The organism is Corallococcus terminator (genome assembly GCF_003611635.1).
In the GTDB taxonomy this organism is placed as follows: domain Bacteria; phylum Myxococcota; class Myxococcia; order Myxococcales; family Myxococcaceae; genus Corallococcus; species Corallococcus terminator.
Genome location: NZ_RAVZ01000089.1, coordinates 22,979 through 29,989 on the forward strand (window position 1 = coordinate 22,979; position 7,011 = coordinate 29,989).

The 7,011-nt window shown below is 70.1% G+C and carries 4 protein-coding genes; 1 reads left to right on the top strand and 3 read right to left on the bottom strand.

The features are described 5' to 3' along the window. Positions 1–55: 55 nt before the first annotated feature. Complete coding sequence (locus tag D7V88_RS15140) at positions 56–1,846, top strand: DUF4215 domain-containing protein (RefSeq protein WP_120541350.1); 1,791 nt, start codon at positions 56–58, stop codon at positions 1,844–1,846. Positions 1,847–1,898: 52 nt separating this feature from the next. Here the strand turns inward: D7V88_RS15140 and D7V88_RS45145 are convergent, their stop codons facing one another. The 3 genes from D7V88_RS45145 to D7V88_RS15155 form a co-directional block, all read right to left on the bottom strand. Then, positions 1,899–2,795, bottom strand: a complete 897-nt coding sequence (locus D7V88_RS45145; RefSeq protein WP_120541351.1) for a hypothetical protein — start codon at positions 2,793–2,795, stop codon at positions 1,899–1,901. A 102-nt stretch (positions 2,796–2,897) separates the two neighbouring features. Next, the gene (locus tag D7V88_RS15150) at positions 2,898–5,342 is read right to left on the bottom strand and encodes a serine/threonine-protein kinase (RefSeq protein WP_120541353.1); all 2,445 of its coding nucleotides are present in this window, start codon (positions 5,340–5,342) and stop codon (positions 2,898–2,900) included. Between the two features lie 13 nt (positions 5,343–5,355). Continuing rightward, positions 5,356–7,011: adenylate/guanylate cyclase domain-containing protein (locus D7V88_RS15155; protein WP_372241082.1), on the bottom strand; the 1,656-nt coding region annotated here is incomplete at its 5' end.

A 7,011-nucleotide genomic window follows, 5' to 3' on the forward strand; every position in this document is an offset into this window, starting at 1 on the left:
CAAAGACACCTGATCTATTTGACACCCGGGGTCAGGGCCTTCCAGGCTCTGATTCATGCTGAAACATTCCCCCTCGCGAAACCGACTCACAGGCGTTCTGCTCGCCTCCCTGCTGCTCGCGCTGACGGCCTGCCCTGGAACCGATGAGCCGGATCCGGATGGCGGCACCAACAACTCGGACGGTGGCACCAACTCGGACGGCGGCCCCATCGACGAAGGTCCCGCCTTCTGTGGCGACGGCAAGAAGCACTCGACCGAAGCGTGTGACGACGCCAACACCGTGAGCGGTGACGGCTGCACGTTCGACTGCAAGGAGATCGAAATCGGCTTCGACTGTCCGACGCCGGGTCAGAAGTGCGTGGTGGGGACGGCGTGTGGCAACGGCGTCGTGGAGCCGGGCGACCTGGACGCCGGCGTGACGGGCGAGAAGTGCGACGACCGCAACAAGGTGAGCGGCGACGGCTGTTCGGCGGACTGCAAGACGGTGGAGACCGGCTGGTCCTGCCCGTTCCAGGGTCAGCGCTGCAAGGCGGCCGAGTGCGGCGACAGCATCGTCGCGGGCGACGAGGAGTGCGAGGACGGCAACACCACCAAGGGTGATGGCTGCAGCGACATCTGCCGCCTGGAGCCGGGCTACAAGTGCGACCCGGGCCAGCCGTGCGCGAAGACGACCTGCGGCGACGGCAAGAGGGAAGGCACCGAGCAGTGCGACGACGGCAACAACGACATGGGCGATGGCTGCTCGCCCCTGTGCGTGCTGGAGCCCAAGTGCGTGAATGGAACCTGCCAGGCCATCTGCGGTGACGGCGTCATCCTCCCGGGTGACACCACCGAGGAGTGCGACGACGGCAACGTGCGCGCCAACGACGGCTGCTCCGCCACCTGCAAGCTGGAGGAAGGCTTCGCCTGCACCCGCGTCACCGAAACCCCGCCGAGCTCGGTGGAGGTCCCCGTCGTCTACCGCGACTTCCGCGGCATGAACCAGGCCGTCAACGCCACCGCCGCCCGGCACCCGGACTTCGATGACCTCAACACCGGGGACACCGGCATCGTCGGCCCGCTGTACACGGGAGTGCTCACGAACAACAAGCCCACCTATGCGAGGGCCACCGGCGCCAGCCCCTCCACCCACGGCAAGGTCGCCTTCGACCAGTGGTACCGCGACACGCCGGGCGTCAACGTGACGGTGGTCAGCACGCTGAAGCTGGACAAGCAGGGCGCCACCGGCTCCTACCTGTTCGACAATCAGAGCTTCTTCCCGCTCGACAACCTCGGCTGGGTGAAGCTGGGCCTGGAGACCAAGCAGAACGACGGCAACGGCACGCCGCGCAACTTCAGCTTCACCAGCGAGGCGCGCTACTGGTTCGAGTTCAAGGGCACCGAGGTCCTGAGCTTCCGCGGTGACGACGACGTGTGGGTGTACATCAACGGCAAGCTCGCGCTGGACCTGGGCGGCGTCCATGGCCCCCAGAACGGCGAGGTGTCGCTGGCCAACACCACCACGGTCAACAACCTGGGGTTGGTGAAGGGCAAGATCTACGAAGTCGTCGTGTTCCAGGCCGAGCGCCACGTCACGGGCTCTTCGTACAAGCTGACCCTGAACAACTTCGAGACCCAGCGCACCAACTGCGAGTCCACCTGTGGCGACGGCGACCTGGACCCGGGCGAGCAGTGCGACCAGGGCAACGCCAACGGGCCGGGCTACGGCAAGTGCAGCCTGACCTGCATCTGGAACGCCCGCTGCGGCGACGGCAAGACCCAGTACAACTTCGGTGAGACCTGCGACGACGGCAACACCAACAACAACGACGACTGCCCCAACACCTGCATCTTCGATCCGGGGTGAAGTCCCTTGAGCCCCGGCGCCTTCACGGCCGGGGCCCTCCTCCGTCCTGACCTCACAGGGTCCGGGCGAGCATGAACGCGGCGGCCAGGGACAGTCCCCCGGCCGCCGCGAAGTGTTTCCAGGCCCCGCGGGACAGCACGCCCCCGGTGCCCGTGGCCTCGTCCCCCAGCACCACCAGCGCCGGACGCCCACCGCGACCGCGCAACTCCCAGGTGCCGTCGCGGGGCCCGCGCCGCAGCTCCCCCACCACCAGACACGCCTCGCCCGGGGTGCCCACGCGCTCCCAGGACAGCGCCTCCACGGACGGCCCCAGGAGCTCCGCCTGGGTGAGCGCGGGCACGGCCACGCAGCGGCGAACCTCCAGCGGGGCCACCAGCGCGGAGGGCGCGAAGCCCACCGTCGCCCGCGTGCGCTCTCCGCGCAGCATCAGCACCGGCGCATAGGCGCGCTCGCGCGACAGGAGCGGCCCCTTGCGGCCATGCTCGCCCACCGCGTGCACCGCGGCGTCGTAGAAGGCACACGGCACGCCGCCTGGGGACGTCAGCGTCTCCGGCGACTCCAGGCGTCCCCGGTACACGCCGAAGCCCGGTGGGCGGCCCGCGCGCACGGCCGCCACCGCCTCATCCAGGGACAGGGGCGCCGTGCCGACCAGGGCCGCCGCCCTCCACCGCACCCGCGCGCCCCGGGCCGACACGCCCGCGGCCAGCACCAGCAGCGCCCCACCCACCGCCTTGACGAGCACGTCCGGCGACACGCGCACCAGGGGCTCGTCGCGAAGCCACGGGACGAAGAGCACCAGGCCCAGGGCCAGCGCGCCAAAGCCGGCCAGCAGCCAGCGCGGACGGTCCCGGGCGGACATCCGTCCCAGGGTGAACACCGCCAGCAGGAGCACGGCGAGACCCGCCGCGCACGCCGGCACCCAGAGGATGCGACCCAGGTCCTCGCCCATGCCCTACCCCCGCCCCACGGGCCCGTGAAGGACACGGAGCCCGGCGGGAGCAAGGTGGGAACGGGAGGACGGGGCGGCAAGCCCCTTGGAGGGAGGGGGCGGCTACTCGCCGCCGGTGGCGACCTTGCGCACCGGGCGCGCCTGGAGCGTGCCCGACACCTTCAGGTCGTCGTAGGTGCACTTCATGTTGCGGCACCCCAACGCCAGCTTGCCCACGCGTCCCTCGAAGCCGGGGAGCATCTTCGTGGCGAAGAGCTTGTTGTTGAGGAACGCGTCCGCGCGCACGCCGTTCTTCTGCTTGCGCAGTTGGAGGCGGACCAGGAACGGGCCCTGCCGGGGCAGCGGCATCTCGTCACCGACGAGGTTGCGCGCGTCCTCGGCGCTGTTGCCGACGATTTCACGACCGTCCTCGGCGGAGATGTAGCGCCACGACAGGCGCATGCCCACGTCCGGGATGGCGAAGACGGACACCTGCACGTCGCGGATGCGGAACGCCAGCTCCCCGAAGTGCTGCGCGTCCTCCTCCACCAAGTACTCACGGCCCAGCGGCTTCACGTCCATCAGCGTCTCCGCCGTGAAGTCGTCGCTGGTGAAGTAGCGGTGCGCCAGGTAGGCGCGCGGCACCAGCTTGTTGCCGTCCGTCTCCATGCCGCCCTGGACGGCCTGCAGTTCGCCATCCACCATGCGCCACGTGCCGCTGTGGACGTTGATCTCCTCGGTGCCCTGGCCGAAGCCCACCTTCAGCGTGGAGGCCGTGCCATTGCCCAGGGGCGGCGCCAGCGTGAAGTCGGAGAACACCTCGCCCTCCGTGTTGGGCGGCCACTGCGCCTGGCCCGGCTTCACCTTCAGCCCCTGCGTGCCGATGACGTACTTGTCGTCCTGGCCCAGGTGCAGGCTCACCGGCCCCACGAAGGCGCGCACCCCGAAGCCCAGCAGCGCCAGGCCCCCCACCACGGACAGGCCCGTGCGCACCCGGCCCCAGCCCGCGTTGAACTTCTCCAGCAGGACGCTCTCCGCCCCCGGGGCCGCCTGCCCCGCGGGGATGATGTCCGCGCGACGCACGCGCGCCAGCTCCGCCCCGGGCACCGCCTGGTGCGGCGACGACGAGGCGGACACCAGGGACTCCAGCGCCTCACACACCTCGGTGGCGGTGGCGTAGCGGGCCTCGCGGTCCGTCTCCAGCAGGCGCTCCACCACCGGATCCAGGCGCGGATCCAGGCCGCGCACGCGCTGGGACGGCAGCTTGAAGCGGCCCACGGGCAGCTCGCCGGTGAGCGCCTCGTACATCATCACGCCCAGCGAGAAGAGGTCCGCCCGGCCATCCACGTTCTTCGCGTCCCGGCGCTGCTCCGGGGCCATGTAGTTGAGCGTGCCCATGGCCACCGACGTGGCGGTGAGCTGCTTCTGGGAGTCCGGCTGCCGGATGCCCGCGAGCCCGAAGTCCGCCACCTTCGCGTTGAGCCGGCCATCCAGCAGGATGTTCTCCGGCTTCAGGTCGCGGTGGATGATGTTCTTCTCGTGCGCGGCTTCCACCGCGCGCGCCACCTGCAAGAGCACCTTCAGCGCCTGCTGGGGCGAAATCGGCTCCGCGCCGCTCAGCGCGTGGCGCAGCGACTGGCCCTCCACGTACTCCATGACGAAGTAGTAGTGCTCGCCCTCCACGCCCCGGTCGATGATCTGCACGATGTGGGGGTGGCTCAGGGCCGCCAGCGCCGTGGCTTCCTTGTCGAAGCGCGACACGAACTCCGCGTCCTTCGCCAGCCGGGGCGGCAGCACCTTCACCGCCACCGTGCGGCCCAGCGACTGCTGGCGCGCGAGCCACACCTCGCCCATGCCACCGCGGCCCAGCACCTCCAGCAACTCCAGGCCCGGCAGCTTCGGCTTCGCGCCCGTCAGCACCGTCTCCGCGTTCTCGATGACGCGCACGGCCGTGTCCAGCGCGGGCCGGGGCCGGGCCGCCTGGGGACGCATCACGGTGGCCCCCTCCCCGTCCGCCGACGCGTCCAGCGCCGGGGCCTGGGGGTCCGACGCCGGCAGCGCGACGCCGGACGTGTGCCCGGACAGGCCCTCCACCGGAGCCGGAACGACGCTTCCGGGCAGTTCGCCCTCACCCGACTTCGCCACGCCATCCGGTCGCAGGACGTTCATCTCGGCTTCCCCCGGGGAATCGGAGACGGCTTCCGCCCGCACGGACATCGCAGGCGACCCGGCCAGTGCCGTCGCCTCCAAAGCTCCGCCGTAGGGATCCGTCTCACGTCCCAACCTGCTGTCCTCCCTGCCCGTCCCAACACCTGGATCGGCGGAAGGTGACATCGATATCGGTGGATTTCCCACCGTGCGCGGCACGAACGTCACCGCGACACCTGTTTCCTCGTCATCGCGGACAGGCGGCTTGCTGAGCGACGCGTCGGCTGGACGGATGCTGGACACGTCCGCGCGCCGCACCTCGAACCGGATGCCGCAGCGGCAGACGACCTTCTGGCCGCTCACATACACCCGGGTGTCGTGCACCGTGCCGCAGTTGGGACACGACTGCGTCGTGGTCATGGCGCGCATGTCTTCAGCGAACCTTGCGCGAGGTGGAGGTGGTCAGCTCCGCGCCGTGCACGCGGAAGGTCTGCACGCCCTTCTCCTTGCCCTTCACCTGGAGCATCGGCAGTTCCTCCACGTCGAAGCCCGGCCCGGACTTGCGCACCGTCGCCTCCGACGCCAGCACCTCGCCGCTCTTGGCGATGCCGCACAGCCGCGACGCGGTGTTGACGGTGTCGCCAATGGCGGTGAACTCGTGCCGCTCCGCGCTGCCCATGTAGCCCACGACGGCCTGCCCCGTGTTGACGCCAATGCCCACCTCGATGGGCTTCTTGCCGTCCAGCACGCGCTGCCGGTTGAGCTCCGTGACCGCGTCCTGCATCTCCAGCGCCGCCCTCAACGCCCGGCCCGGATCATCCGGGTGCGACGAGGGCGGACCCCACACCGCCATCACACAGTCCCCGATGAACTTGTCCAGGTTGCCCTCGTAGCGGAACACCACGTCCGCCATCGCGGTGAAGAAGCTGTTGAGCATCGACACCACCTCCTGCGGAGAATCACTCTCCGCCAGGGTGGTGAAGCCGCGGATGTCCGCGAACAGGCAGCTCACCTCCGCGAGCCGGCTCTGGCGCAGGTCCTCCGTGCCGCCGTTGATCACCGCGTCCGCCACCGCCTTGGACAGGAAGCGCGACAGCTCCGCGCGCGTCACCGCCTCGTTGCGGATCTGCTCCGCCAGGGCCGCGTTCTCCAGCGCGATGCCGGCCTGCGCGGCGATGCCGGACAGGATGGTCAGGTCCTTCTCCGAGAAGGCGTTGATCTGCTGCCGGCTGTCCAGGAACAGCACCGCCTGGATGTCGCCGTTCACCATCAGCGGCACCGCCATGGCGGAGCGGATGCCCTGCGCCACGATGCTCTCCGCCGCGGAGAAGCGCTCGTCGATGATGGCGTCCGCCGTGAGCACCGCCTTGCCCGTCTCCACCACGCGCTTGAGCACGGTGTCCGACAGCATGACGTTCACCATCTTGCCCTGCCGGTGGTGCACCGCGGCCGGGATGAACTCCCCCTCCACGCCCACCTTCAGGATGACGCCGTGGTCGGCCGCCAGCAGCTCGAAGGACACCTTCAGGATCTGCTCGAACAGGTTCGCCTGGTCGCCCTTCAGGCTCACCTGCCGGTGGAACTCATGGGCGATTCGCAGCTTCTCGTAGTCGCGCCGCAGCGCGGCGGTGTCCGTCACCTGCTCGGAGGGGCGGAAGTTCTGCGGCACCTGGTCCATCTGCGCCAGGAAGGCCGGCATGGAGACGGCGTTGGCCACCACCGTCACGCCCGGCAACGTGGGCGGGTTGCCCTGGCCGGGCGCCACCTCGCCGTTGTGGAAGACGAGCCGGGAGGAGCCCAGGGCGATCTCGTCCCCGTCGCGCAGCCGCATCTCCCCCGTCACCCGGCGCCCGTTGACGAAGGTGCCGTTGGACGAGTTCAGGTCGCGCAGGACGAAGTCCCGCCCCACCTTCTCGATGGTGGCGTGCTCCTTGGACACTTCGCGGTCCACGAGCCTCAGCGTGTTGGACGGGTGGCGGCCGAGCGACGTCGTCGGCCCCAGGGGGAACTCCCCCAACGTCCCGTCCGCGAACCGCCCCGTCAGGTGCGGCCCGCGCGGGTGCGACCCGGACCTGGGCGGGAATGGGGC